Source organism: Pedobacter ghigonis, assembly GCF_903166585.1.
Lineage (GTDB): Bacteria > Bacteroidota > Bacteroidia > Sphingobacteriales > Sphingobacteriaceae > Pedobacter > Pedobacter ghigonis.
Window position 1 is genome coordinate 240,632 of the sequence record NZ_CAESCM010000007.1, and the last position, 25,782, is coordinate 266,413.

At 39.3% G+C, this 25,782-nt stretch carries 19 protein-coding genes; 7 read left to right on the forward strand and 12 right to left on the reverse strand.

Annotated elements, in window-relative coordinates:
• Nucleotides 1-443: 443 nt before the first annotated feature.
• The 4 genes from HWV58_RS12375 to proS form a co-directional block, all read right to left on the reverse strand.
• Entirely contained in the window at nt 444-1,058 is a 615-nt protein-coding gene (locus HWV58_RS12375) for a Crp/Fnr family transcriptional regulator (protein ID WP_175634392.1), read from the reverse strand.
• A 120-nt stretch (nt 1,059-1,178) separates the two neighbouring features.
• A complete protein-coding gene (locus tag HWV58_RS12380; protein ID WP_175634393.1) occupies nt 1,179-2,030 on the reverse strand; it encodes a TIGR02757 family protein in 852 nt (283 codons plus the stop codon).
• A 239-nt stretch (nt 2,031-2,269) separates the two neighbouring features.
• Nucleotides 2,270-3,409: a cystathionine gamma-synthase gene (locus HWV58_RS12385; protein ID WP_175634394.1), complete on the reverse strand. Its 1,140-nt coding sequence runs from the start codon at nt 3,407-3,409 to the stop codon at nt 2,270-2,272.
• A 215-nt stretch (nt 3,410-3,624) separates the two neighbouring features.
• Nucleotides 3,625-5,097, reverse strand: a complete 1,473-nt coding sequence (gene proS, locus HWV58_RS12390) for a proline--tRNA ligase (RefSeq protein ID WP_175634395.1) — start codon at nt 5,095-5,097, stop codon at nt 3,625-3,627.
• A 191-nt stretch (nt 5,098-5,288) separates the two neighbouring features.
• On the opposite strand from proS, the gene HWV58_RS12395 reads away from it, so the two are divergent.
• Together HWV58_RS12395 and HWV58_RS12400 are read left to right on the forward strand one after the other, a co-directional pair.
• Nucleotides 5,289-6,299: a hypothetical protein gene (locus HWV58_RS12395; protein WP_175634396.1), complete on the forward strand. Its 1,011-nt coding sequence runs from the start codon at nt 5,289-5,291 to the stop codon at nt 6,297-6,299.
• An 18-nt stretch (nt 6,300-6,317) separates the two neighbouring features.
• On the forward strand, nt 6,318-7,847 hold the full coding sequence (locus HWV58_RS12400) for an OmpP1/FadL family transporter (RefSeq protein ID WP_175634397.1): 1,530 nt from the start codon (nt 6,318-6,320) through the stop codon (nt 7,845-7,847).
• Between the two features lie 119 nt (nt 7,848-7,966).
• Here the strand turns inward: HWV58_RS12400 and HWV58_RS12405 are convergent, their stop codons facing one another.
• The 6 genes from HWV58_RS12405 to HWV58_RS12430 form a co-directional block, all read right to left on the reverse strand.
• Nucleotides 7,967-9,364, reverse strand: coding sequence for a SusD/RagB family nutrient-binding outer membrane lipoprotein (locus HWV58_RS12405; protein WP_175634398.1), 1,398 nt, complete (start codon nt 9,362-9,364; stop codon nt 7,967-7,969).
• Nucleotides 9,365-9,389: 25 nt separating this feature from the next.
• Nucleotides 9,390-12,398: a SusC/RagA family TonB-linked outer membrane protein gene (locus HWV58_RS12410; RefSeq protein WP_175634399.1), complete on the reverse strand. Its 3,009-nt coding sequence runs from the start codon at nt 12,396-12,398 to the stop codon at nt 9,390-9,392.
• Nucleotides 12,399-12,754: 356 nt separating this feature from the next.
• Entirely contained in the window at nt 12,755-15,181 is a 2,427-nt protein-coding gene (locus HWV58_RS12415) for a hypothetical protein (RefSeq protein WP_175634400.1), read from the reverse strand.
• A gap of 60 nt (nt 15,182-15,241) precedes the next feature.
• Complete coding sequence (locus HWV58_RS12420) at nt 15,242-15,901, reverse strand: response regulator (protein WP_175634401.1); 660 nt, start codon at nt 15,899-15,901, stop codon at nt 15,242-15,244.
• Nucleotides 15,894-16,682, reverse strand: coding sequence for a sensor histidine kinase (locus HWV58_RS12425; RefSeq protein WP_175634402.1), 789 nt, complete (start codon nt 16,680-16,682; stop codon nt 15,894-15,896). Before HWV58_RS12425 ends, HWV58_RS12420 begins: the two co-directional genes overlap by 8 nt.
• A 652-nt stretch (nt 16,683-17,334) precedes the next feature.
• The gene (locus HWV58_RS12430) at nt 17,335-18,297 is read right to left on the reverse strand and encodes a hypothetical protein (RefSeq protein WP_175634403.1); all 963 of its coding nucleotides are present in this window, start codon (nt 18,295-18,297) and stop codon (nt 17,335-17,337) included.
• Nucleotides 18,298-18,673: 376 nt separating this feature from the next.
• Here HWV58_RS12430 and HWV58_RS12435 point away from each other — a divergent pair, with 376 nt between their 5' ends.
• Genes HWV58_RS12435 through HWV58_RS12445 form a run of 3 tightly spaced genes read left to right on the forward strand, consistent with a single transcriptional unit; the run spans nt 18,674 to nt 20,625 of the window.
• Nucleotides 18,674-18,994 carry a hypothetical protein gene (locus HWV58_RS12435; RefSeq protein ID WP_175634404.1) on the forward strand — a complete coding sequence of 107 codons (321 nt, stop codon included), beginning with the start codon at nt 18,674-18,676 and terminating at the stop codon, nt 18,992-18,994.
• Nucleotides 18,995-19,033: 39 nt separating this feature from the next.
• On the forward strand, nt 19,034-20,413 hold the full coding sequence (locus tag HWV58_RS12440; RefSeq protein WP_175634405.1) for a hypothetical protein: 1,380 nt from the start codon (nt 19,034-19,036) through the stop codon (nt 20,411-20,413).
• 11 nt (nt 20,414-20,424) lie between these two features.
• Nucleotides 20,425-20,625, forward strand: a complete 201-nt coding sequence (locus HWV58_RS12445; protein WP_175634406.1) for a hypothetical protein — start codon at nt 20,425-20,427, stop codon at nt 20,623-20,625.
• Here the strand turns inward: HWV58_RS12445 and HWV58_RS12450 are convergent.
• Together HWV58_RS12450 and HWV58_RS12455 are read right to left on the reverse strand one after the other, a co-directional pair.
• On the reverse strand, nt 20,622-22,457 hold the full coding sequence (locus tag HWV58_RS12450; RefSeq protein ID WP_175634407.1) for a UbiD family decarboxylase: 1,836 nt from the start codon (nt 22,455-22,457) through the stop codon (nt 20,622-20,624). The genes HWV58_RS12445 and HWV58_RS12450 overlap by 4 nt on opposite strands.
• Nucleotides 22,458-22,772: 315 nt before the next feature.
• Nucleotides 22,773-23,252: a Dps family protein gene (locus HWV58_RS12455; protein ID WP_175634408.1), complete on the reverse strand. Its 480-nt coding sequence runs from the start codon at nt 23,250-23,252 to the stop codon at nt 22,773-22,775.
• 283 nt (nt 23,253-23,535) lie between these two features.
• Between HWV58_RS12455 and HWV58_RS12460 the strand changes: the two genes are divergently transcribed.
• Together HWV58_RS12460 and HWV58_RS12465 are read left to right on the forward strand one after the other, a co-directional pair.
• Nucleotides 23,536-25,065, forward strand: coding sequence for a LysM peptidoglycan-binding domain-containing protein (locus HWV58_RS12460; RefSeq protein ID WP_175634409.1), 1,530 nt, complete (start codon nt 23,536-23,538; stop codon nt 25,063-25,065).
• The gene (locus tag HWV58_RS12465; RefSeq protein WP_175634410.1) at nt 25,062-25,709 is read left to right on the forward strand and encodes a uridine kinase family protein; all 648 of its coding nucleotides are present in this window, start codon (nt 25,062-25,064) and stop codon (nt 25,707-25,709) included. The genes HWV58_RS12460 and HWV58_RS12465 overlap by 4 nt, the downstream gene beginning before the upstream one ends.
• Nucleotides 25,710-25,782: the final 73 nt, after the last annotated feature.

The following is a 25,782-nucleotide window of genomic DNA, read 5'->3' on the forward strand; positions in this document are numbered from 1 at the left end:
AATAGGGTAATTATTACTTAATAATTTCTCATCCGATGAGCACAACATCTGTTAGAAAAGGTAGGTTCTTAAATAATCCGCTGCGTGGATGTTAGCCAGGTTGTTAGCGCTGAGAACAAAACATACTTGAAGGGATAGACTTTATTTTAAAACCTTGTTTTGGAAACTGAAAACCTAAATTCTCAACATTAAGAGCCAAAAACTGTCTTTTGAATACTACAAAGTAAAAGAAAAAAGATAATATGATTTTGTACATCTAGTCATAAGAGTGTTTAAAAAGATGTTTTTTTGACAATAATCAACAACTAAGTTCTAACAAGTATTATTTATAATACAGTTTTAGAGCAAAAACGTAAAACTTAGACATAAAAAAACGGAACAAAAATTCCGTTACAGTCTTTTCTCCCGTTTATTGTGATACCTGGAAAGCAGTAGAAATTTAATTAGATCTTAGCCCGTATACGGCTCAGTGTTTCCAGCCTGATGGCCAGAAATGATGCAATATGCTTCAAAGAAACCCTGTTTATTAAATCAGGAAACGAAACCAGAAATCGTTTATATCTTTTTTCAGCAGAAGAGATTCTGCAGAGGTAGGCGCGTTCTTCGGCAGAACGGTAATATTGTTCCATCATTTTTCTTCCCACAATATTCGCCTCAGTAAAATTTTCGTAAAGGTATTCTGATAATACATGCGGAATGGCAATTAAATCTACATCTTCCAATGCCTGCAAATACTCTTCCGAATCGCCATCTATCCATAAATTACGTATGGTTCCAACCACTTCATTCTCTTTCGCAATCCAGGTAGTAATTTCAGTGCTTCCATCTTTAATAAAGCCCCTCACCACTCCTTTTACAATTAAAAAAAGGAATTTATTACGGTCAACCGGCGAAACAAGAAATTTATTTTTCTTATAGCTAATTGGAAAAGTATGCTGATTAATGCGTTTTTCTATCTCATCGTTTAGTGGATGAAACTTTTTAAAAATGGAGATTAAGGGCGAAAAATTGTTGTATTTCTTCCACCTGTCTTCGTCAGATAAGTTAACAGCGATCATAGAAATTATTGTTGGGATAGACAATATGCTACTCTAAATAGTAGAACTACTATGTAATAATAGGAAGATAGAATTTAAAAACGAAGTTTTTTTTTGACTTTTCTCAATTTTCAGGCAATCTTACAATACCTTTTCAACGCCAAGGCCAAATAAGGCAAAGTCATATTTTACCGGATCGAAGGGATCAAATTCCTTCAAATGAGTGGTCAATTCTACTGCAGTTAACCAATCTGTTTGCTTCCGGTTAATTAATCCAAGCAAGCGCCCTACCCTGTCTACATGCACATCGCAGGGGCAAATCAGATCTTTTGGCTTTAGCGTATTCCAGATGCCAAAATCAACGCCCTTATTATCAACCCTTACCATCCACCTCAAAAACATATTTAAACGTTTGCAGGTCGATTTTTGCTTTGGCGAAGAAATATGCTTTTTAGTCCGGTGCGGGAAATCATCCAGCGAAAAGAAATACTGCCTGAAATAATTGAGACATTGCTCGATAGAAACCTGCAGCTGACCGGATAAACAAACCTCCGATGTATTAAATACCCCGCCTGTTGCAGATGATACTTCCAGGTAGGCATCGAGAAAAACATCCTGCTTTGGAATAAAAGCTTGCTCCAGACTATCAAAATTGCTGTAATGCATCTTGAAAAAGGAGATAAAATAAAGCAGGTCGGTATCGTTAAAGGTGCGGTGCTTAAAGTTGAGTAAACGCTTTAATTCTTCATCGCTGTGGTTCAGTACAAAATCATAAGGCGCATTATCCATGCGGTTAAGTAGCTCCCGGCATTTATTGATAATGGTTTTACGCTGCCCCCAGGCCAGCACCGCAGCAAAGAAACCTGCAATTTCGATATCCTGTTTTTTTTCAAACAAATGTGGAATACAAACCGGATCGTTCGCAATGAAATCGGGCCGGTTGTATTGTTCTACTTTATGATCGAGAAAATTCTTTAGTTCGAGAAACTGCATGGTATAAAATTAGTAGAGGTGAGCGTGGCGGTCAAGGATAAATGGAAAGATATACTTTCTTTATACCGTCATTCAAAGCGCAGGCTATTATACAAGTTGAATGCACTTAGATAAGTCCTCTTCAAAACCGTCATTTCGAGCGGAGCGCAGCGAAGTCGAGAAACCTGCCTGAAAAGATCTCTCCATTTTGCTGCGCTTCAGTCGAGATGACGATATTCGCAATGACAGAATTTTATTTTTTAAGCCAAGGCGCGTTCAAGATCTTCCAAAAGATCGTCGATATCTTCTACCCCAACGCTTAAACGTAACAGGTTATCAGTTACGCCTACTTTCTCGCGTTCTTCTTTCGGTATCGAACCATGCGTCATGGTAGCCGGGTGGTTAATCAGCGATTCTACGCCACCAAGCGATTCGGCAAGCGTAAATACTTTAAAATTTGAAGAAATCCGGAATGTTTCCTGTAAATCGGCACCTTTTAAGGTAATCGAAATCATACCACCAAAGCCACGCATTTGCTTTTTAGCTACATCATGGTTAGGATGATCTTCAAAACCAGGCCAGTAGATTTTATCCACCTTCGGGTGCGTTTTTAAATAACGTGCTACACGCTCACCGTTTTCGCAATGTGCTTTCATCCTTAAATGAAGCGTTTTAATTCCCCTTAAAACCAAAAAGGCATCTTGTGGCCCAGGCGTTGCGCCACAAGCATTGTACACAAACCAAAGGTCTTTATACAAAGCTTCATTATTGGTTACCAAAGCACCCATCACCACATCAGAGTGACCACCAATGTATTTCGTTACCGAGTGCATTACAATATCAGCACCCAAATCAATCGGGTTTTGTAAATATGGCGAAGCAAAGGTGTTATCAACCGTAAGAATTAAATTTTTCTCTTTGGTAATTTTAGCTACCCCTTCAATATCGATAATCTGCATGGTTGGGTTGGTAGGTGTTTCTATCCAAACCAGTTTAGTTTTATCGTTAACGTAAGGCAATATATTTTCAGGCTTGGAAAGATCCAGAAAATGGAACTTAATGCCATACTTGGCGTAAATTTTAGTAAAAATACGGTAAGATCCGCCATACAAATCGTTTCCAGTAATCACCTCATCACCAGGCTGCAATAAACGCAATACGGCATCGGTAGCCCCCATCCCACTCGAAAAAGCCAGGCCGTACTTTGCATTTTCTAAAGCGGCCAAACAATCTTCTAAAGCCTTACGCGTAGGATTTGTACCTCTCGAGTATTCGTAGCCCTTATTATCGCCGGGCGATTTTTGCCAGTAGGTTGATGTTTGATAAATCGGTGTCATTACTGCACCTGTAGTTGGATCAGGCTCCTGACCCGCGTGTATAGCTTTGGTTGCGAATTTCATTTTTTCTAATAACTAGGATGATTAACAAGTATCGAAATAAGATTTGAAAACATCTGTTTCCGCGATACTATTTTACATTAAAATTTAAAATCGTTAGCGGAGACGATGAGAATCCCAACTAACGATTAATTTAAAAGTTGCAAAAACAAAGTCACGACTAATTCTGGCCATTGGCTGGGCGACTCACGACTCCAAACCCACGGCTCAGGGTTATGCTAATATGCTCTTGCAAATAATACTCTTTGTATAGATGGCTTGCCTGAATAAATACAAACGCCATCTTCCAGTTTATTATCTAAAGGAATACAACGGATGGTTGCCTTTGTTTCCTCTTTAATCTTTTGTTCCGTTTCTGGTGTTCCATCCCAGTGAGCCGAAATAAAACCTGCTTTGGTATCTAACAACTGCTGAAACTCTTCGTAAGAATTGGCCTCAGTAATGTGTTCATCGCGGTAAGTCAAAGCTTTGTTAAACATACTTTGTTGTATATCTTCCAGTAATTTGGCGATATAGATATCCAGACCTTCCTGCGGAACAGTTTGTTTTACCTTAGTATCCCTACGGGCAATTTCTACCGTTTTATTTTCCAAATCGCGGCCACCAATAGCTATACGCACAGGCACACCTTTTAATTCGTAATCGGCAAATTTAAAGCCCGGACGCTGTGTATCACGGTCGTCGTATTTTACCGAAATACCCATACCTTTTAAACGCATACTTAACTCGTTAACGTATGTCGAAATTTTAGCCAAATCTTCATCGTTCTTATAAATCGGAACAATTACAACCTGGATTGGTGCCAGTTTTGGTGGAATAATTAAACCTGAATCATCGCTATGCGCCATAATTAAAGCACCCATTAAACGGGTTGATACACCCCATGAGGTTGCCCAAACGTGATCTAACTTACCATCTTTACCGGTAAACTTAACGTCGAATGCTTTGGCAAAATTCTGTCCCAAAAAGTGTGAAGTACCAGCCTGCAATGCTTTACCATCCTGCATTAAAGCCTCAATGCAATAAGTATCTAAAGCACCTGCAAAACGCTCGTTTGGCGATTTACGGCCTCTGATTACCGGAACCGCTAGCCAGTTCTCAGCAAAATCGGCATAAATGTGCAACATGCGTTCTGTTTCTTCAATCGCTTCTTCAGCTGTAGCGTGTGCGGTATGTCCTTCCTGCCATAAAAACTCTGCAGTACGTAAGAACAAACGTGTACGCATTTCCCACCTTACCACATTGGCCCATTGGTTAATCAAAATAGGCAAATCGCGGTACGACTGAATCCAACCTTTATAGGTATTCCAGATAATGGTTTCTGAAGTTGGGCGTACAATCAGTTCTTCTTCCAGCTTAGCCGTTTCATCTACAACGATATTTCCATTGCCGTCGTTTTTTAAACGGTAGTGTGTTACAACAGCACATTCTGTCGCAAATCCCTCAACATGAGAAGCTTCCTTCGAGAAAAATGACTTTGGAATGAATAATGGAAAATAAGCATTCTGATGACCAGTATCCTTAAACATTTTATCCAGTACTGCCTGCATTTTTTCCCATATAGCATAGCCATTAGGCTTTATAACCATACATCCGCGCACTGCCGAATGCTCGGCCAGGTCTGCTTTTAATACAATATCATTATACCATTGGGAATAATCGGCTTCTCGGCTTGTAATTTCTTTGCTCATCTTATGTATTTGGAACGTAATTTGTATGTTAAAAACTGTAAAATTAGATGGCAAATTTATAAATTTATGCCTACAAAAGTTTAACAAAATATTATCATTTATTTAATTGTTGTTTTATGCGACTAATTAAATAGTTATATTTGAATATATTCATTACATCCCATGCACACACACAACTAAATATAAACACAATGAAACCAATTAAATTATTACCCATTGTAATGATTGCTGCCGCAGGGCTGGTCGCATCATGCTCTACATCAAAATTGGCTCAGAACAAGTCGAATGATGATGTTTATAATACTGTGGCTAAGGCCAGAGAGGTAGAAATTGTTCAGGTACAACCCCAGCAACAGGCGCGTAACCAGGGACAGTACGACAACCAGGAATACGACGAATATTATGGCACAAGTAATCCTTATTACGACATGGATTACTCATCAAGGATAAACCGTTTTCATAATGGTTACAGCTTTCAGGGCTATTACGACCCCTATTTCGATAACTACTACTATGGCAACAGCTATGGTGCTTCAAACTACTTAGGCATTGGCTTAGGTTGGAGCAACGGTTATGGTTTAGGCTGGGGTAGCGGATACTACGGCGGTGGCTGGGGCTACGGAAGCATCTGGAACAACCCATTCTACTATGGTAACTATGGCTACGGCTGGAATAACCCATGGGGCTGGAACTCATGGGGACCATACTCTTACTACGACCGTTATGGTTGGGGTGGCGGCGGATACTACGGCGGTGGCTGGGGTGGCGGCTATTATGGTGGCGGTGTGTATACCAATAGAAATTACAGACCAAGACCAGGAAGTGATGACCGTGGTGTACCAAGATATGGCAGCAGCGCCGGAAACGGCGGCAGACCTGGCAGATCAGGTATAGCTAATCAAAATGGTGGTGTTTCTTACGCACCTAACAATAATGCTGGAAGACCGGTTAGAAACCAGGCAAACGGAGGATATACCCAAAACCAGGGCACACAAAGTGGCAGACCGACCAGAAACGAGAACTATTCACCTCAACCTCAAAGCAGCAGACCTACAAGGAATGAGAGCTATACCCCTCCTGCAAGAACCGAAAGCAGACCTACTTATTCTCCTCCACCATCAAGTGGCGGTGGCGGCGGTGGTTCAACCGGCGGTGGCGGTGGTGGCGGCGGTTCACGTCCATCAAGAGCAGGAAGAGGTTAATCAATTTAAACACACAAGATGAAAAAATATATTTTAGCTTCGCTAGTAGCTACAGTAGCTGCTATGGGATCGGCTTATGCCCAAAGTTACGCACCAGATGCTTATCGGTTCTCTCAAACCAATTACGGTTCTTCTGCCAGGTTTAAAGGCATGGGAGGCGCACAAATTGGTGTAGGTGGAGATATTGGTTCTATCAATGCCAACCCTGCGGGCTTAGGCTTGTTTACCAAATCAGAATTTAGCATTACACCAGAATTTAATAGCGTTTCTAATCAAAGCTCTTTTTTAGGCAACAACATCAAGACAGACAAGAACCAGATTAATCTGAATAACCTGGGGGTTGTTTTTTACAGCCCTGCAGCCAGAATGAAAGGCAGTGATGTAAGTAAAGGCTTGGTAAGTAGCGTTTTTGGATTAAGTTACACCAGAAACAATGACTTTTTAAATAATATCGGCTACAACGGCACCAACACAAACAGCTCAATCAGGGATGCTTATGTTGATCAGGCTAACAATTATGGCACTGATAACAGTATAGCCGGTGATGCTTACAACAGCTATTTAATTAATAAAAATACGCCAACTTTCCCAAATCAATATTCGGCAGAGCCTTATAACAATGCTACTTTCAAGCAAAACTGGGATGAAGCACGTTTAGGTTCTACCTCAGAATTTAATGTTGCTGGAGCACTTAATTTTGGCAATAAAGTTTACATTGGAGCCACAGCTAGTTTCGTAAATGTTAAATACACCAGCGATGCTACTTTTACTGAATCAGGTATTGTTAATACTTATGATGATAGCTTGACCCCACCTCAATATACTGGTAATGAAAATTATTCACTTACACATTTCAGAAACCAGGAGACTAAAGGGGGCGGCTTTAACCTAAAACTGGGAATGATTTTCAGACCCGTAAATGAGTTAAGGATTGGTTTGAATTTCCAGACTCCTACATGGATGAACCTGGAAGATAATACAGCTGAAACTTTACAGGCAAGCCTGGCTGGAAACGCAACAAATTCACCATCAAATTCAAACAATGCAACTAAATATTACACTTTCAGTTACAACTTACGTACTCCACTTAAAGCTTCTGCTGGTTTAAGTTACGTTATAGCCGGTACTGCTTTAATATCTGCTGATGTTGATTATGTAGATTATTCATCAATGCGTTTTTCTGCTGATAATAATTCAGATATTTCAACCATTAACAGTTCTAACGATTTTATTAAAAATTCGTATAAAGAAACTGTTAACTACCGTTTTGGTGCTGAAGTAAAGGTAACTAATGAAGTAAGCTTAAGAGGTGGTTACGGTGTAAACGGAAGTGGCATTAAAGGTGGCGATAACAAATTCTATCAAGGCCAATACTACACAGGTGGAATTGGCTATAGAGTAGATAATTATTATTTCGATTTAGCTTATCAAAACTATAAAACTAATTTTAGCTCAAGTCCTTACGAGTTGAATGATTACTCAGAACCAGTAGCTGATGTTAAAAGTAACAGAAACAATGTATTCTTAACTTTTGGTGTAAGGTTTTAATAATAAACAGTTTACCAAGCAATTAAAAAGCGCCAGTTTTCAATCAGAGAACTGGCGCTTTTTTTGCAACAAAAAAGGATACCCAATCCTGGGTACCCTTCACTATTGACTAACCTTATTTAATTCACATCCCACCACAACCTGTCGGTAATTTTAGCCTTTTGTTGTGGCTGTGGGTTTGCTGTAATTTCGGTATTCGGATAAAGTACCCTTCTAGGAATTTCTGAAAGTGCGTTCTTCACTTTCGTTAAAGCCGGGAACCCGGTGCGGCGCCAATCGGTATAATTTTCGGCATTAAGAAAGTTCGCAACTGACTTTTCTTCCATAATTAAACGGAGTGCATTTGTACTGCTAAGTGTTCCGCGCGAAGCAACATAGGTATTCATATCTGCTGTGCTCACCCCTACTTTGGTCATATGTTGTTTGATACCCTCCTGATAAAAAGGTTGTGCAGCCGTAAAACCAGATACAACCAGCGTGGCTTCGGCTTTAATGAATAAGGCCTCGGTATAATTTACCAGATAATTATTGGCATTGGCCCCTGCATAAAAATCGGCAGGAATAGAGTAAGCCTCCAGACTACCAATTTCATCTAAACCAATCTGCCGGCCTGTATATAAACCGGTTTGTTTGGCGGGTTTAACCATTTTGCTTAATCTAGGGTCGTTTCTGGCAGTAAAAGCATCAACAAAGGTATTGGCAAGCACAAAGGTAGTACCTGGTAAAAAATTTTGTTGCCATGGGTTTTCTGCCCCTGCCGCACCGCTAAAAGCAATTTTAGCATCATCATCATTGCTTTGCATCCCGTTTGTGAGTGCTGTTAAAGCCAGTTGTGCCTGCGCCGAAGCTGTATTCCCGGGTGCTTTACTTAAGTGCATGTAATAACGCGCTTTTAAAGTATAAGCCAATTTTCTCCACTTGGCCATATCGCCGCCATAGATGTAATCGTCGCTGCCGGGCTTAAGGCCACCATTTTTTGCAATATCGGCTATTCCATCATCCAGTAGGGCTTGAATCTGAACATAAATCTGCTGCTGACTATCATACACCGGAGTTGGCTGCCCTACCCCTAAAAAAGCCTGACTGTAAGGCAGATCGCCCCAGGCATCTGTTGCATAACCCAAAGTATAAGCCGAAAGAATTTTAGCGATGGCTCCATAATTAGAATTGCCATTAGCGGCAGCTTTAATCTTTAGTAAATTCAGGTTGTTTAATGTTCTTACATACACATTATTCCAGTCGCCATCCATATCAACATTATACATAAGATAAGTACCAAAATTTGGTGCCACCTGATTAAGCGCCATTACCTGAAGATATTGTTGCAGCACCACACTCAAATTCCCATCGCCTGCTGCATTGATATTTTGTGATATCAGCATTTGTATAGGTGGTAACATCAGCGATTCTTTAACATCAATCGGTCTGTTTGGATCATCATTTACATCCAGGTATTTTTTGCATCCGGCTAATGCCACCATAAGGGCAAAGCCTAAAATAAAATATATCTTTTTCATGTTATTTCTTTCTAATTGTTAGGGGCTATAAAGTCAGTTTCAAACTAAAATCAACAGATCTTGATGTTGGCGTTGAGAACGAATAAATCCCTTGCGAACCATTTGAAGAGCCAAACGAACTTACTTCCGGATCTCCACCGGTAAAGTGTGGTGCATAAATCCAAAGGTTGCGGCCCGTTACCTGAAACCCAATAGTTTTGAAAGGTGTTTTTTGCAACCAGGCAGGTTTAACATTATAGCCAAGGCTTACATTTCGCAATTTAACATAGGTTCCATCCTGAATTACCGATTCGAGCACGCTGTTTGCTCGTTGATAATAAGCTTGCCCTGAAACCGAAACTGTATTCGGCAGGCCTGTTGTAGCATTTATGCCCTCAACTACACGCAGTCCGCGATCTTCGGTAACTTTAGGTGTACCATAGAAATAGCCATAACCATCTACGTTATTTTGGATATCGCCACCCTTTTTTATATCAAAAGAGAAGCTAAGCGTAAACTGCTTATACTTGAAATTATTGACAATACCACCCATCCAATCTGGATTAATATCACCGATAATACCTTGCTCATCGGCAGCAAAAGGAAGCCCGCCATCATCAGTAAGCAACTGTCCGGCTGCATTTCTGGCATATCGGGTACCATAAATTACACCATAAGGCTGGTCAACAAAAATAAAGGTAAAGCCATTGCCAACCTGTTTCAGGTCTTTATAAATAGAGAGTACTTTGTTTCTGATTCTGCTATAGTTTATGGTTAAATCCCAGCTAAAATCCTGCGTCGAAATTGGTTTAGCATTTAATAAAACCTCAATACCACGGTTGCGCATAGCTGCAGAATTTACACTGGTTGCATTAAAACCTGTAGATGGAGCTAAAGCCACAGATGGAATGATGCCATTTTTAGTTCGCTTATCGAAATAGGTAAACTCAATGCCCAAGCGATTTTTAAAGAAACCGGTTTCTAATCCAACTTCAAACTCGTTAATACGCTCATTCTTCAGGTTCGGATCGCTAAGCACCTGGCTGATTAAGAAACCCGATTGTCCCTGATAAGGAAAGGTTGTATTTCTAACTGTTTGCGATTCGTAAGGCGTAAGCAAACTATACGGACCGATACTTGCATTCCCTACCGTACTGTAAGAAAGTCTTAACTTACCAAAGTTCATCACATCAGCAAGGCCTTTCGAGAAGAAATTAGAGAAAATAAAACTGGTTGCAGCCGAGCCATAAGGGTAAAACCTGTTGTCTTTAGCCAATACAGAAGTACCATCGTACCTGCCGGTTAAAGAGAGGATAATGAACTTTTTATAATCGATGTTCGATTGCAGATAAAAGCCAACTTTCCGGGTTAGGTAACTGGTTTCTGTAAACTTAACCGTCGATGCAGAACCGATATTATTAAATCCAGGAATCGTAATTCCTAATCCATTCGCATAACCATTTTGCGAATAAGTTGAAATGAGGTTGTTACCCAGTAAGGCTTCGACATTAAAATCGCCAAAACTTTTATTGGCATTCAGTATCAAATCATTATTGTACTGTCTGAAATTAGTATTGTTATTTACAATTCTTCCGTTAGGATTAGAAACCGACAATAAAGACTCGGTGTATTTACCTTGCTCTACATAAACATCAGCACCAAAACGCTCGGTAATGGTTAACCAGCTTAAAGGCTTATAATCGGCTGTAAACGTGGGCAGAAAACGGTTAACAACAGATGTATTGCTGATATTATCTAACACCCAATAAGGATTATTACGCGAGAAACGGTATAAACGCTGACTACCATCCGGATTTACCGATGGCTGCAGATCGTAAGAAACGGGAGCGGAAAAAATGGTCCACACCGGACTTTCCAAAGCATAACCTTCAGGTAGCCTGTGGTTTTTGGTATTGGCATAATTTAAGGAGAAAGTAACATTCAGGTCTTTAATAATTTGTGTAGTGAACTTTCCAAAAACGGTATTCCTATCGAAAGAAGTAGTGGGTACCGTTCCATCCTGTGCAAAATTGGTATAAGACAAGAAATAAGAGTTATAAGCCCCGCCCCCGTTTATGGCAACTGTGTTGGTATAAGTTTTTCCGGTTTTGAAGAATAAATCAGACTGATCGTACACCTGTGCTGGCTGGCCATTAATTTTTAAGGTGTCCATTCTAGCCCCCCACGAAGTACTCGTTTTTTGGTTCACACCATCAAAGTACACGCCATTAGAGCCCAGTGAATATTTATTCTGGATTTCCGGCAACAGCGGTTTCTCCATCGAAAAAGAAGAAGAAAAACTAATTGAAGGCTTTTTATTCAGACTTCCGGCTTTAGTGGTAATAATAATTACGCCCTTTGCTCCGTCAGATCCATATAAGGCTGTTGCTGCACCGCCTTTTAATACGTTAATGCTTTCAATAATATTTGGATCAAGATCGGCAATTCGGTTAGTGCCGGGACCTGAGTTGAGGTTGCCGGTTTCATCATTGTTAACCGGAATACCGTCAATTACCATCAAAGCTTCGTTGTTACCATAAAGGGAGTTAGCACCCCTGATGACGATACGAGATGAACTGCCCGGCGTACCCGACGAACTGGTAATCTGTACACCCGAAACTTTACCGGCCAATGCATTTACCAGGTTAGGTTCTTTTGATTGGGTAATCTGATCGCCTTTTACCTCTTGCGAACTATAGGTTAAATTTCGCTTATCGCGTTTCACACCTAAGGCGGTTACCACAATCTCGTTCAGGTTTTGCTGGTCTTCGCTTAAGGTGATGGTTATGTTGCTTTGCCCGCTGTAGGCAAATTCTTTGGTTACATAGCCAATTCCGCTAAAAATCAGTGTGGCCGGGTTTGCACTTTTAATAGAAAATATCCCTTTCGCATCCGAAGAAGTCCCAACGGTGGTTCCTTTAACTTTTACCGATATACCTGGGATTGGCTGCCCCAAGGCATCGGTAATTTTACCGCTGATGAGCGATGTTTGACCATAAATCTGCATGAAACAGAGCATGGTCAAAGTGAACAAAGTAATCTTTAATTTGGTCATTGTATTCTGTTTAGTTAGTAGTATGACCAAAATTAGGCTTATAAAAAGCCAGATAGAACGATGATTTTAACACGTATTGACCAGAAATTAACGCAAATGTTACAATCGTCGTAAATACGTTAATAAATTGGATTTTACTTGTGGATAAAACAAATTTTTCAGCTACTGGTTGGTGTATGCGCCTGCCAGATTCTGTTTCTGTCGGTGAGACACCAACCGATAGCGTAATAAAATAAACTGGTTTAGGCTTTCATTTATTGGCTGGTGTCTGCACCTGCCAGATTTTAATTATCCGTTTCGGTCGGTGGGCACCCAATTGATTGCACGAAGCGTGCTGGCTTGGGCTATGCACTTGCCTATTGTCTTTTTACTGTTATTTCCTGCTCACCATAAACCACACCATTATCAGTTACCCCTTGTACAATGATTTTAAATTTGCCGGTAAGATCACCAGTATTGAAATTCAAAGGTGTTTCGCCGTTTACCAGCACCTGGTAGTTCCAATAAACCGTAGCAAAGTTAATGGGTTCGTTTTTGTTCAACACATCCGAAACGTAAAACTCTTTAGGCAGGTTAATTCCTTTTAAGATCACCAGATTCGATTTAGATGCATCGTCTGTACAGCCCTGATAAACAACCGAACCACCTGTTCCGCCTACTCTATAGGTTTGGCCTTTAACAGGCTCATGGTTGTCAAAATCACTAAAATGGTTTGGGCAGTTTAAAATATTGTATCTGCAAACATAATCGCCGCACCTGTTATGCCCTTTCATGCTAAAACTGGTACTGTTATCTTTGGTTTTATTAATTTCTACATCTTTTAGTTTAATGCCAGCAGCAGAGGTAATGCTTTGGGTATTTTCGTCAGCTACAGCAGTTTTACTTACTGTTTGTACAAAATCCTGCTGCCTCAGGTAAGTTTTAATCTCTTTTTGTGGCTCGTTGATCTTTAGCTCGTAGTTTTCGTGTTTTTCGGTAACCATACTTAACCACACATTGGGTTTGGCTTCACCGGTAAGCAGATTTGCGAAAGGGATACTAAACTTACCGCTGCTATCGGTACTTAAAAAGTTTATATTTGTACCGGCAATAGTACTCAAACTCATAGGGACTGCTAAGGGCTTCTTTTTCCGGCTTATGTTTCCGCTATACTCCAAACTTGAAATTACCTGAGTAGTTTCAGGCTTCGCCAATTCAGTTTCGGGCCATTTATACTTTCGCCAGCCCTTCACCAGGAGTACATCGTTTAAATAGTTCTTATCGGCATATTTCAGGCCAAAACTATTGTTCGGGAAATCGCTCAGGTTATTGTTTAAGTAATAAGCATCAACTATGGTGCTGTTGTTAGCAAGCAACAGCCGGTTTGCCTGCACACAGGCAACCGAAACCAGCCCGGTTACAGGTTTATGCTCCTTGTCGGTTATTTTCAGTTTTAAATTTACCTGTCCACGCGTTTCATACTCGCTTTTATCAGGTTCAACTGCAACCTGATTGATCCGATCGTAATGCGCAAAGAAAATCCTTTCGGCCAGCGGTTTATAGTTGCTATCCAAAACGGTTATGGTATGCAAACCAACCGGTACCGAATCTAAATTAAACCTGATGCTTTGCATTTTTCCAGTTTTTAAAGCTAAGGTGGTCTGTAAAAAAATATCCGAAAAATTATGAACCAGCACGTGCACATTGGTATTAACATTGGCTTCGAGCTTGATTTTAAATTCATCATTACCAATGGCCGATGCCGTACCCAAAGCCACACCTTTATTTAGCGCAGGTGGTAAATGGTAAGCATGTACCTGCTGACCATCAGCCAATAATTTCACACTATAGCGCTTAAATAATTTTGGCATCAGGTAAAAAGCACCAATACCCATCGAACTGGTTGCAATGGTATCAATTGCGGTATCATCCTCATACAATACCCCTCTCCCTTTTATGCCTGCTCCGGTTCCATCTTTTATTTCAAACCCCACTTTAGTCATTAAATCAATAACCAGGTAGCCGCCTTCCGGATAGAAATTTATCTGATATTTTGGATTATTCTTCACAGGAAGCTCAAATTTAACATAACGGGTATGGCTTCCCTTTTTAATGCTGATGTTTAACAGGTTATTTGCCGCTGTAATTTTATCGGCCGGATAATCAATCATCAATTCGCCAATAACACTGCTTTTGGCTACCGCCGACTTTAAAACCTGTTTATCGCGCCCGATATGGTATCTGATTTGGGCATCTTCTACAAAGCGGTTTTCGCTTGTTAAAATTTTCAATAAAACGGTACCATTGCCTGTACGTTCATCGTAAGGTTTAAAAATAGATACCTGATCAACCAAAGGGCTTAATGTGGTCGATTTAATGGTAAGGGGCTGAATAAATTCCGCATCGGGCTTGCCGTTTAAGGTGATGTTGGTATTGGCCACAAAACGGTATGCCCCACCGGGCAACGAATCGGGAAGATTTAACGCGCCATAGCAAAATCCTTTATCCATTAAAAACTTTCCCTGATATACCACACTGCTGTCTCTGTTATTCACCAGCGATAAATAAAGCGTGTGGTAGGCTTTCATATCAGTTACCGCTTTTAACAGGTAAGCGGTAAACCAAACCTGATCGTTATTGGTGTACACATTCTTATCAAAATGTACAAAGAGGTTCGAATGGGCAGTACTTAAACCATAATTATTCAGGTTTGTAGCCACGCTATCGAGTTTATGTTCTTGCGCCCTTGCCATTACGCAAAGCAGCACCAATAAAAAAGTAATTAGCCGGGATGTTGAAAGCATATCGTATATATGCTTAAAAATCAGTTTTTTATTTTAATTATTCAAAAAATTAAAATCGCTCTAAATTTTAACAATGCCATTCTTTACAGCATAAAGTGCTAATCCAGTACGGCTTTTTAGCTGCAGCTTCTCACACAAGGCATTCCGGTAGCCATCAATGGTGCGTGGGCTTACAAACATTTCGGCGGCAATTTCATTATATGTTTTTTCGGTACAGGTATACTTCAGAAATTCCATTTCGCGCTCAGTTAATTTTACAAAACTCGATATTTCCGAATTAGCGGATAATGAATTTAACGACTGCATTACTTTCCGCGTAACCAGGTCGTTATAAAAATATCCTTTACTAATCACCTCATCAAAAGCACGTTTCAACTCTTCGGGCTCAGCATCTTTTAGTACATATCCTTTTGCACCGTTCGTAATCATTTTGATAATGGCGGTTTCGGCATCCATGGTACTCAATGCAAGTACATTTACTGCGGGGTAATTAATACGCAACCAGGCGGCTGTACTGTAACCATCCATTTCGGGCATGTTAATATCGAGCAGAACAATATCGGGTACACCGTATATTTCAAGTTGCCTGATGAAATCTTTTCCGTTGGCGGCCTCAAATGATATTTTATAAGCCGGAAAATAGCTGATGAGCGCCGCAAGCCCCTTCCTGAACAAGATATGGTCATCAACTAAAGCGATATTTTTAATATTTTCAGACATATGGGATGGTTAGGATGATTGTAGTTCCTTGGTTTAATGCACTGTTAATAGTTGCTGCTCCGTTAATGAGTACGGCCCGCTTTATGATGTTTTGGAGTCCAAGTCCGGTTTCCGTTTTCGCGCTTTGATCGGTACTAAACCCAACTCCATCGTCGGTAATGCTTATGCAGAGCTGTTCATTTAAAAACTCAAAACCAACCGATATCTTTTTAGCAGCCGCGTGTTTCAATATATTTTGTAAGCTCTCCTGCACAATGCGGAAGATGATTATTTTCTTTTGCTCTGCTACAGGCTGTTCGTTGCCGGTTACTTCTACATTGCAGATAATAGTTCCGGAGCGGCCAATTCGCTGCAATTCCTGCTCTACCGCCTGGAGTAAGGTAAGTTGCTGAATGCGGCTGGTGCTTAAACTTTTGGCAATGTCGCGCAAATCGGTTAATGCGTTACCAATGTTCCCCTTAATATCTGCAATCAATCCTTTATCGTTCAGTTCCTTTTGTTCTACAATACTGAGCTGAAGTTTAGCCAAACTGAGTAACTGCCCTACATTATCGTGTATCTCCTGACTAATGCTATCGAAAGTCTGCTCCTGCATTTCGAGTCGCGATTGAAGCAGTTGCTCGGCAAATTGCTTTTCCAGTTCGTTCTTTTCTCTCACATATTGAAACTTCTTTTTCTGAAAATAAAGCATAAAAAAAACGATGGCACTACTGAGTGCAAAAAAAATAATTATACTGGGGATAATTACAAAGAGGACTTCCAGGTCTTGATCGTACTGCATAAAAAGGCATAAGCAAACAGTAAATACATAATAATATTGGTTATTAAATTTAGCTTTTTCAGCTTAACGGCTAACTGCTCATAGTTTATAGTCAAATAGTGAAACATTCCCATGTAGGGTACAACACAGGTGTAACAAAGAATTAAGCCTATACCGACCCAGAACTCACCCTCATTAAAAAGTGATGTAGTTTCGTTTGATGTTAATTTTTCGTAGCAATAAATAAGCGCAAAAAAGATAATAAATGTTCCGCCAAACACAAAAGCATAACTGCTCCACTGGAGTATATTAAAACAGTAAAAACTAAAGATATACCAGAGAACCGGAAACATAAATAAGAATAAGTTTATTGTTTTAAGTAAGTAAGCATTTTTGATGATCTGTTTAAAGAAATAGGCATAAAACATGAATTCTACCAAAATAAAAAAATTATATTGGGGCAATGTATTTCCTTCGTAACCAAACTCTTGCTTAAAAAAGAACACACTAAATTCGAATAGAAACGTATAAGTACATAACAAAGCAACTGTTTTTAGTTGCTTTGTTAATTTTAATATTCGGTAAAGACCCGCGATTGAGCAAATACCAATTGAGATGAGATATAAATACTTGAGATACATAAATTTAAATATGTATCTAAAATAAGAATTTACTATTCATCTGAAACATCAAGTTCTGCTTTATTGCCGGTTGATGGAGGTGGGGTCGGATCTCCGGTATCAAAAGTATCGCCACCAAGGCCTTTTTGCATTTTCGTAATTTTTAACCGTTCTAAAAATTCTGTTGCATCAATCTGCTTAATTCCTATATCCTCGCCCTCCCAATCAATAAATGTAAATCCTATGGTAATTCTTTTATGATGTGGAACTGGTTTTAAACTGAGGAATGAATAATCCTGATCGGTGTAAGATGTAAAACGAACACCAAAGCCCTTAACAATTTCAGGATGCCTGCCCATCTGATATTTCATTTCGATAATAATCGATTTTATTTGAGCTAGCGAAAACCATACATGTTTGGTTTCTTTACAAGGATCTTTCACATCCATAGTTGTTAACAGTTTGGGTCTTATATTCAACTGATAGTTATGCACCCAAGGCCTTACAGTTGCGGTATCAAGCTTATTGCTATCTAGCTCACCATTTTTAAACCCGTAATAATTTTGTACATCGGCAGTATCTTTACCTGCAGTAGCGCCAAATATCAATGTAAGTCTACCAGATTTAGCTGAACCTAGTGGCATGGATGCAAAATAAACCCGTACACCTGTAATAGTATCCTTACCCGCCTGGTTTATAATAAGTTTTTCAAAAAAGTCAACTGCCACTTTTAAGCTTTTAAAATCCAGTTTTTTATTCGTTGGCACGCCTGCTTCATCACTAGTTAAACTACTTATTATTGGCAGCTTATGATTGTTAAACCAATCTTGTCTTCTACTGCTCTCACTTGTTGTAATATACGTATTTGGCAGAGCAATTAAAGAGCCAGTAGCAATCCGACTCTCTGCTTTTTGATCTTGGTGGCTACACGATGTAAACAGTGATGCAATTGCACAGATCAATAAAATTAATTTCTTTCCTGGTCTTTCAATGGTGGTTAGTTTTAGATAGTCCATAGCTTTAATTTAGTTTGAGGGTTTATAAATAACTTCTACCTAAATATACATGATACTGATTTGGAATTAAAAACCTACAAATAAGCTATCCATCTCAAAAACAGATCACTACCCACCTAAAAACCTAACCCTAACTTATTTAAAGAGGGTTTTCATCACTAAGCACATTATCTATTTATTTTAAAATACCGCGATTTTACGGTAGAGCGTTGCGCTTTTCACGCGTATAAATTCGCGTGCTTTCGCGCTTGATTTAGGTAGGTTTTCGGAGGTAGTTTTGGGTAAGAAAGATCAGCGAAATAAAGCCAGGTCATTTTATTAAATCCTACCTAGAAACAATAGGTTGGAAATTATTCAAAACCTAAAAACCAAAAACATGACAGAAAAAGTATTATCAGTAATTTCTAGCACTTTAGAAATACTCAAAGATGACCCATCTATCCTAATAATCAATGCTTATGGCACAGTTAGCACAGGAGGCTGGTCAAAGGGGAAATTAAGTCCGTATGTCTATATAGTGCCTCCTCCAGATGGTATATATGAATTTGATTTTGTAGCCGATAAACCTACGGGCATTGCTATAGAAGTAATTACTCCTATTCGTTCCAAGCCATATTTATTGGCCAACTTCCCTTCAGGTTTAAAGGGTGTTAAAATATACTCTTCTACAGATTTTATAGTAGAAATGCTGCAGTAAAAAACAATCATTAAAATTCTCACTCTTAAAAACTTTACTATGAAAACGATATTCTTATTTTCATTTATTTTACTCAGCTACTCTATAGCTAACTGTCAAATAATAAACAAGAATGAACCGAATAGGTATTCAAAAAACATCGACTCATTTTATCACGAGTTCCAACTTGATCCTGTTACCTTCAATGCTATTATAAAAAAAGAGTTTAATGCTGTTGTTAATAGCAGTGGAAGAACAACTATCGGAAATTATGCTTCTGCAGATATAAAAGATGGAAAAGTAGCATTTAATGCGACAAAAAATTTCAAAAATGGCGACATGTTCTCCATTAATGCAAGCGGTGGCATAACCGATGGTTTCTTCGCTATTTTTAATCAAACAAAGATTAATAGTAATGTAGGTATTAATTTCAAATACAATTTTCGATTAAGTTCATCTTCAATTTCATTTCATACAGATGAAATGAAAAAGTTGAAAAAGAAAATAAGTGATGCTAAAGCAGAGACGATAATCAGCAAAACAATTAACGCCCACGATTCTATTCTATTACGGCGCAAAATTGCCTTACTGGCCGCTGAAATAAAGACAATAGATTCAAAACTATCAGCTGTTGGTTTAAATACCGAACAAAAAGCTGATTTCGAATATCAGTTGGCATTAAAAACATTGCAACAGGATTCCCTTCAACTAAAACAACAAATATTTCCTTCATCAAAAGAGGCAGACCAAAAAATTAAAAATGCGGAGCTGAAAACAAAAGCAAAAGCACTTTTAGATTTTAAATATACCGGTATCTCATTTCAATGGATAAGTATCGGTGGTGGTCTTCAGAACAACAATTTTAACCAATTCCTCCCTCGTTTCGCTTCATTGGACAGTCAGATTATAAAACAGAATAATGTTGTATGGAACATGACAGTTGAGTACAATTCGTATAAATGGAACCAATATAGTAAACCAACATATTATCTTCTATTTGGTTTCAAAGGGAGCATCGACGATAATTTTTCTGATTTAACCAAAGTTGAGATAAATGAAACAAATTTTTATGGAAGTTCGGTTAATCAAAGGTCCACAATAAAAAAATTCAATGCTTATAAAGGTGATTATACAACAAAACTATTGGCGGCTAAATTTTATGCTGATTTTTATAAATTCTTCTTTAGAAATGAGGCAGCAATACATATTTATCCTGAAGCAAATTTTATACAGGATAGCAAACCGCTTTATAACGCCGGCGTCGGTTTACTTTATTCATTTTATGACCTAAAAGACAAAGAAAATAAGGCCAGGCTTAATGCTGAACTATATTTCAGATTAAGTGATCTGTCAAATACTACGGCATCCAAGCTATCAACCCTACAAAGAAACGAACTGGGTTTACGCCTGTCTATTCCTGTATCATTTTTTAACTTTTAAACATAACTATTATGCCACAGAAAAATTATCACGATCATTTTACCTTTAGCTTCCGCGCAGATTGTACAACATGCGAAACCTATGTAGGCCGAAGAAGAAAATCAGAGCTAGAAGCATTAGCTGATGCTCAAAAACACAAATCTATTTCTGGAAATGAAGAACACGATGTAAAAATAGAAGTAACACAAAGTCATCACGTTCTCATACCTTAAACCACTCCAAATAACTCTCTTCCTTCTCTACTCATTTCATCAATCTTAGCCTCTACCGCCGCATCCTTAATCAACTCAGGTGCGTGGTGAGGCTTTTTGCGTGCATCGATAATCAGCGAACCTTTACAACCCCAGTGCTTGTTTTCGGTAAAATCGTTAATACCGTAAATATCAACTGCCGGATTACTCCTTGTAAAGGTCACCCAAACCAGGTTATCGATGTTTGCCGCAGTAAATGAAGCATCATCTGCCAGTACAATTAAAGGCAAACCTGCCAAATCCTGATCAATTAAAGCCATATTGAGTTGGGCAATTTCGGCAGCAGTTTTCTCGGCGTTTAAATAAGCCCCGGCTTGCAGTACCAATACGCCCGGCATCGCTATGTGAGGCTGCGAAAATCCATTAGCCAGTTGCAATCCCTCTGGAATGCTGCCCCAAAGCTCGCGTTTTACGTTTCCGGCAGCAGCAATAACCACTTTCGAACCGCTATTTAAACCATCTCCACTATAATCGAGCGTATCGATGGTGGTATTGGTATAAAAATGAATATCGCGGGTGAAATCTATGCGGGCTAAAATATGGCTTAAAAAGCCTTCGATGTGATGTGTATTAAGCTGTTCATCGTCTTCTTTAGCAGCTATAAACACGTATTTGGCTAAACTCAGCTGGTTTTTACCCAGAATATGGTTCGCAATGGTTAAAATTTCCTGCGGACGGCGTTCTTTTAAATAAGGGGTATAACGTTCGCTGCCAATGGCAAACAATAGCGGGTGCACACCTGCAGCATCTACAGCATGTACTTCCTTCAAACCATGTATTTCCTGGGGAATAGCCGAACCTGTAATCTCGTGTATCAGGGCACCGAAACTGGTATCTTCCTGCGGTGGCCGACCAACAACGGTAAACGACCAGATGGCATCTTTTTTATGGTACACGTTATGCACTTTCATCAAGGGAAATGGATGCGTTAAACTGTAATAGCCCAAATGATCACCAAATGGTCCCTCCGGCTTATTTTCATTCGGATAAACTGTACCCGTAATCACAAAATCGGCATCGGCAGAGATACAGAAACCTTCATCATCATAAAAATAACGGAAGCGCCTGTCGCCCAGTGCGCCTGCAAAAGTCATTTCCGATAATCCCTCGGGTAATGGCATTACAGCAGCAAGCGGGTGCGATGGCGGACCGCCGACAAAAATACTTACTTTTAAGGGTTGCCCCAGAGCATTGGCTTTTGATTGGTGCACACCAATCCCCCTGTGAATCTGGTAGTGCAAACCAATTTCCTGATCCTGTATATAATCGTTACCGGCCAGCTGGATCCGGTACATACCCAAATTGGCATTTAGTACACCCGGCTTGTCAACATCTTCGGTATACACCTGGGGCATGGTAACGAAAGGCCCCCCGTCCATTGGCCAGTTTACAATTTGCGGTAGTTTGCTAATACTTGTTTTTAAGAATTTACTTTTAGCAGACGGCGTTTTAAGTGGTAGTGCCGATAATGCCGACATGGCAGAACCTGCATACTTAAAAGGATTTTTTAAAGCTTTAATGGGGTCGTTACGTAACGAAACCAATTGCTGTACCTTGGGTAAAGTATCTCTAAAAATAAATTTAGACCGTTCGAGCGTCCCGAATAAATTAGAAACTGCCGGAAAAGGACTTCCTTTTACTTTTTCGAAGAGAATAGCCGGTCCCTGATTTTCATAAACCCGCAAATGGATGGCTGCCATTTCTAAATAAGGATCTACTTCTGCTTTAATTCTGATTAAATGACCATGCTTTTCAAGATCGGAAACACACGCTGCTAAACTTTTATATGCCATGGCCAAAGATAAATATTTAAGCTTCTATAAAACAAGAAAGCCCGTAGATAAACAGATTTTACATATTTCTATTTATCTACAGGCTTAAAGTAGTTGAGCTTGAATGAACTAATCAGCTCGCAGTAGGCAGTTTGCAGTTGTCAGTTGGTTTAGGCTTCGCAGCAATGAACTAATCAGCTCGCAGTTGGCAATTTGCACTTCTCAGTTGGCTTAGGCTTCGCAGCAATTAACTAATCAGCTCGCAGTTAGCAATTTGCAGTTGTCAGTTAGTTTAGGCTATGCAGCAATGAACTAATGACTAATGAACCAACAACCTTACCTTTTACCAGCGAAAGATCTTAACATCCACGTATTTTTCTCTTTAAACTGCATAAATTTGTTCACCATATCGTTCGTTCCATCGTCGCCGGCCTTATCCGAAGCTTCCATTACCTCACGTTCAATTTCAATCAGCTTGGCCATATCATCTAAAATAGCCTCAACCATATCTAAATCTTTCATACCAATGGTATTTACTTCTTTTATCTGCGATTCTTTAATGTAATCGGCAAAGCGGCTGTGCGGTGGTTTCCCTAAGGTTAGTACCCGCTCGGCTATTTCATCAATAGTAAGCTGGGCATTGGTATACAATTCTTCGAACTTAATGTGAAGGGTAAAAAAATTCTGCCCTTTGATGTTCCAGTGGCATCCCCTTAATTTCTGGTAGTGAATATGGTAATTGGCCAGGTAATCGTTCAAAAGATCTACCACAGGCTTTACTTCTTTTTCATTTAAGCTTATTTCTTTTGCGTCCATTTTTGTTTTGTTTTTACAGTGTATTTACTGCTTAATTAACAACCTGAGCGGATAAAAGTTTTGGACATTAACTGCTTTTGAACAATACCTGATTTATAAGTACGTTTTATATTCGACAACATAAAATTAACTGTTTCACAAACATTTGTTAATGAATAGGATATACAGAATACAGTACAAAAGTCATCTTATTTTTACTTAAAAACGAGTACACGAACTTAAGATGGTTGACAATATTTTCGTATAATTGTTCCCTTTGACTTAGAAATTTACATAAAAATAAATGCATAAAATATATTTATCTGCTGTAGTGTTATTGGCTTTAAATGTGGCGAAGGCCAAAGCCAGTACAGCAAGAGATTCTATCGGTGTAGAAAACAATAAAGGAAAAAAACTGATCGTTCACCAAACCGTAGCCAAAGACACATATTACTCTATCGGGCGCAGATATAATGTTGCACCTAAAGATATCATGGCTTTTAACGACAATAAATACCTCCAGGTAGGGGTAATTATTAAGGTGCCTACTAATATTCCTTTCACTGGTACCTCTACTCCTACAGCCTCCACACAAGATGTGCCCGCAGGCAATGTAATTGAACATACCATTAAGGCTAAAGAAAACCTGAACATGCTAGCTGAAAAATACGGCACTACCATTAACGAAATCAAAGCTTTAAATAACCTGAAGGGAAACAATTTAAGCATTGGCCAGGTACTTAAAATCCCTGCAAAAAACGCTTCGCAGGCAGTCGCTGAGGAGCCTGCACAACCGGTAAAAAACAATTCGCAAAATTCAACAGTAAACAATCAGCCAGCCGATAGCGGAACAATGATTGAGCACGAAGTGAAGCCCAAAGAGTTTTTAGGTAAAATTGCCGAAAAATATGGCACCACTGTAGAAGAGGTTAAAAAAGCCAATAATCTATCGGGAAACAACCTCCGTATTGGACAGAAACTTAAAATACCTGCGACTAAAAACATCGACGACAATAAAGTAGTTGCTGCAGCGGAAGAAAAACCAGTTCAGGAAAGTAAATCAGCAGATGCTGCCGGAACACATACTGTATTAAGAAACGAAACCATTTTCACCATTGCAAAGCAATATGGCATAACGGCTTATCAGATCAGAAAACTGAACGATTTGCCAGATAACGCAATCACCATTGGGCAGGTTTTAAAAGTACCAGGAGGCATTGTTGCTGATGTTCAGGTACCTAAAGAAAAACAAGCCGAAAACACCAGAACCAAAGAAAAAGAAGTACAGGCTCCTAAAGAAGAAAGTTTTATCCATACGGTTGCTACCGGAGAAAATATCTTTTCGATTGCCAAAAAATATAACCTTACAGCGTATCAGATCAGAACAGCAAACAAACGGGAAGACAATACCCTGAAAGTTGACAAGAAACTGGTAATTCCAAAACCGCCACAACCCAAATCGGTAAACGATGTTTCTAAAGAAGATCAGGAAAACAATCCGGATAGCACGATGGTTAAAGACCCAAAACTGCGTCGCGACCCAAGCGTTTACGGTTTAAGCCAGATTGAAGAAAAAGGTACAGCAGTCTGGATTGCTGACCAGGATCTTGATGGCACAAAAATGCTGGTTTTACACCGAACCGCGCCTGTTGGAAGGGTTATTAAAATTACAAACCCCATGACTAACCGTACCACCTTTGCCAAAGTTGTTGGTAAATTTACAGAGAACGAATCCACAAAAGATGTTATCATTGTAATGACTAAAGCTGTAGCCGATTCATTAGGCGCTTTAGACAAACGTTTTTTCTGCAATTTAACCTATAGCGCTCAATGAGTTTAAACAAAAAACCATTTATAATTGGTATTGCCGGTGGTAGCGGATCTGGCAAAACATTTTTTTTAAATTGTTTCCTTCATCATTTTAAACAGGATGAAGTAACGCTGGTATCGCAGGATGATTATTACATCCCGGCTGGCGAAATGACCCAGGAAGAGAATAAGCTGTACAACTTCGATCTTCCTTCAACCATTGATAGTGAACAGTTTTTAAGAGATATTAAACAGCTTATTAATGGCGAAGTGGTATATAAAAAGGAATACAACTTTAATAACCCATTGGCTGTTGTAAAAATCCTGGAAATTAAATCAGCACCGATTATTATTGTTGAGGGGCTGTTTATTCTTCACTTTAAAGAAATTGCAGCACTGTTAGACCATACTATTTTTGTAGATGCCGACGAAGACATCGCTTTAGACCGCCGCATAAAACGCGACGGATTAGAACGGGGCTACCCGGAAGACGATGTACTTTACAAATGGCATAACCATGTGGTTCCTGCCTATAAAGAGTACCTGCTGCCCTACCGCAGCCAATGCCATAAGGTAGTGATGAACAATACCAACGAACCCGACGAAATTATTGCCATAACCGAGGCCATTTCGAACGATTTGAGAAATACTGTTTTTGAGGATAAATAATACAGGAGAAGTCAGGTTTTATAGCGCAAATGGCGTTTAAACTTGACTTCCCTTTTTAAGTAAAAATTTAGCT

Coding starts and splice junctions, on each gene's coding strand:
- HWV58_RS12375 (WP_175634392.1), bottom strand. CDS start 1,058: ATGATCGCTGTTAACTTATCTGACGAAGACAGGTGGAAGAAATACAAC.
- HWV58_RS12380 (WP_175634393.1), bottom strand. CDS start 2,030: ATGCAGTTTCTCGAACTAAAGAATTTTCTCGATCATAAAGTAGAACAA.
- HWV58_RS12385 (WP_175634394.1), bottom strand. CDS start 3,409: ATGAAATTCGCAACCAAAGCTATACACGCGGGTCAGGAGCCTGATCCA.
- proS (WP_175634395.1), bottom strand. CDS start 5,097: ATGAGCAAAGAAATTACAAGCCGAGAAGCCGATTATTCCCAATGGTAT.
- HWV58_RS12395 (WP_175634396.1), top strand. CDS start 5,289: ATGAAACCAATTAAATTATTACCCATTGTAATGATTGCTGCCGCAGGG.
- HWV58_RS12400 (WP_175634397.1), top strand. CDS start 6,318: ATGAAAAAATATATTTTAGCTTCGCTAGTAGCTACAGTAGCTGCTATG.
- HWV58_RS12405 (WP_175634398.1), bottom strand. CDS start 9,364: ATGAAAAAGATATATTTTATTTTAGGCTTTGCCCTTATGGTGGCATTA.
- HWV58_RS12410 (WP_175634399.1), bottom strand. CDS start 12,398: ATGACCAAATTAAAGATTACTTTGTTCACTTTGACCATGCTCTGTTTC.
- HWV58_RS12415 (WP_175634400.1), bottom strand. CDS start 15,181: ATGCTTTCAACATCCCGGCTAATTACTTTTTTATTGGTGCTGCTTTGC.
- HWV58_RS12420 (WP_175634401.1), bottom strand. CDS start 15,901: ATGTCTGAAAATATTAAAAATATCGCTTTAGTTGATGACCATATCTTG.
- HWV58_RS12425 (WP_175634402.1), bottom strand. CDS start 16,682: ATGCAGTACGATCAAGACCTGGAAGTCCTCTTTGTAATTATCCCCAGT.
- HWV58_RS12430 (WP_175634403.1), bottom strand. CDS start 18,297: ATGGACTATCTAAAACTAACCACCATTGAAAGACCAGGAAAGAAATTA.
- HWV58_RS12435 (WP_175634404.1), top strand. CDS start 18,674: ATGACAGAAAAAGTATTATCAGTAATTTCTAGCACTTTAGAAATACTC.
- HWV58_RS12440 (WP_175634405.1), top strand. CDS start 19,034: ATGAAAACGATATTCTTATTTTCATTTATTTTACTCAGCTACTCTATA.
- HWV58_RS12445 (WP_175634406.1), top strand. CDS start 20,425: ATGCCACAGAAAAATTATCACGATCATTTTACCTTTAGCTTCCGCGCA.
- HWV58_RS12450 (WP_175634407.1), bottom strand. CDS start 22,457: ATGGCATATAAAAGTTTAGCAGCGTGTGTTTCCGATCTTGAAAAGCAT.
- HWV58_RS12455 (WP_175634408.1), bottom strand. CDS start 23,252: ATGGACGCAAAAGAAATAAGCTTAAATGAAAAAGAAGTAAAGCCTGTG.
- HWV58_RS12460 (WP_175634409.1), top strand. CDS start 23,536: ATGCATAAAATATATTTATCTGCTGTAGTGTTATTGGCTTTAAATGTG.
- HWV58_RS12465 (WP_175634410.1), top strand. CDS start 25,062: ATGAGTTTAAACAAAAAACCATTTATAATTGGTATTGCCGGTGGTAGC.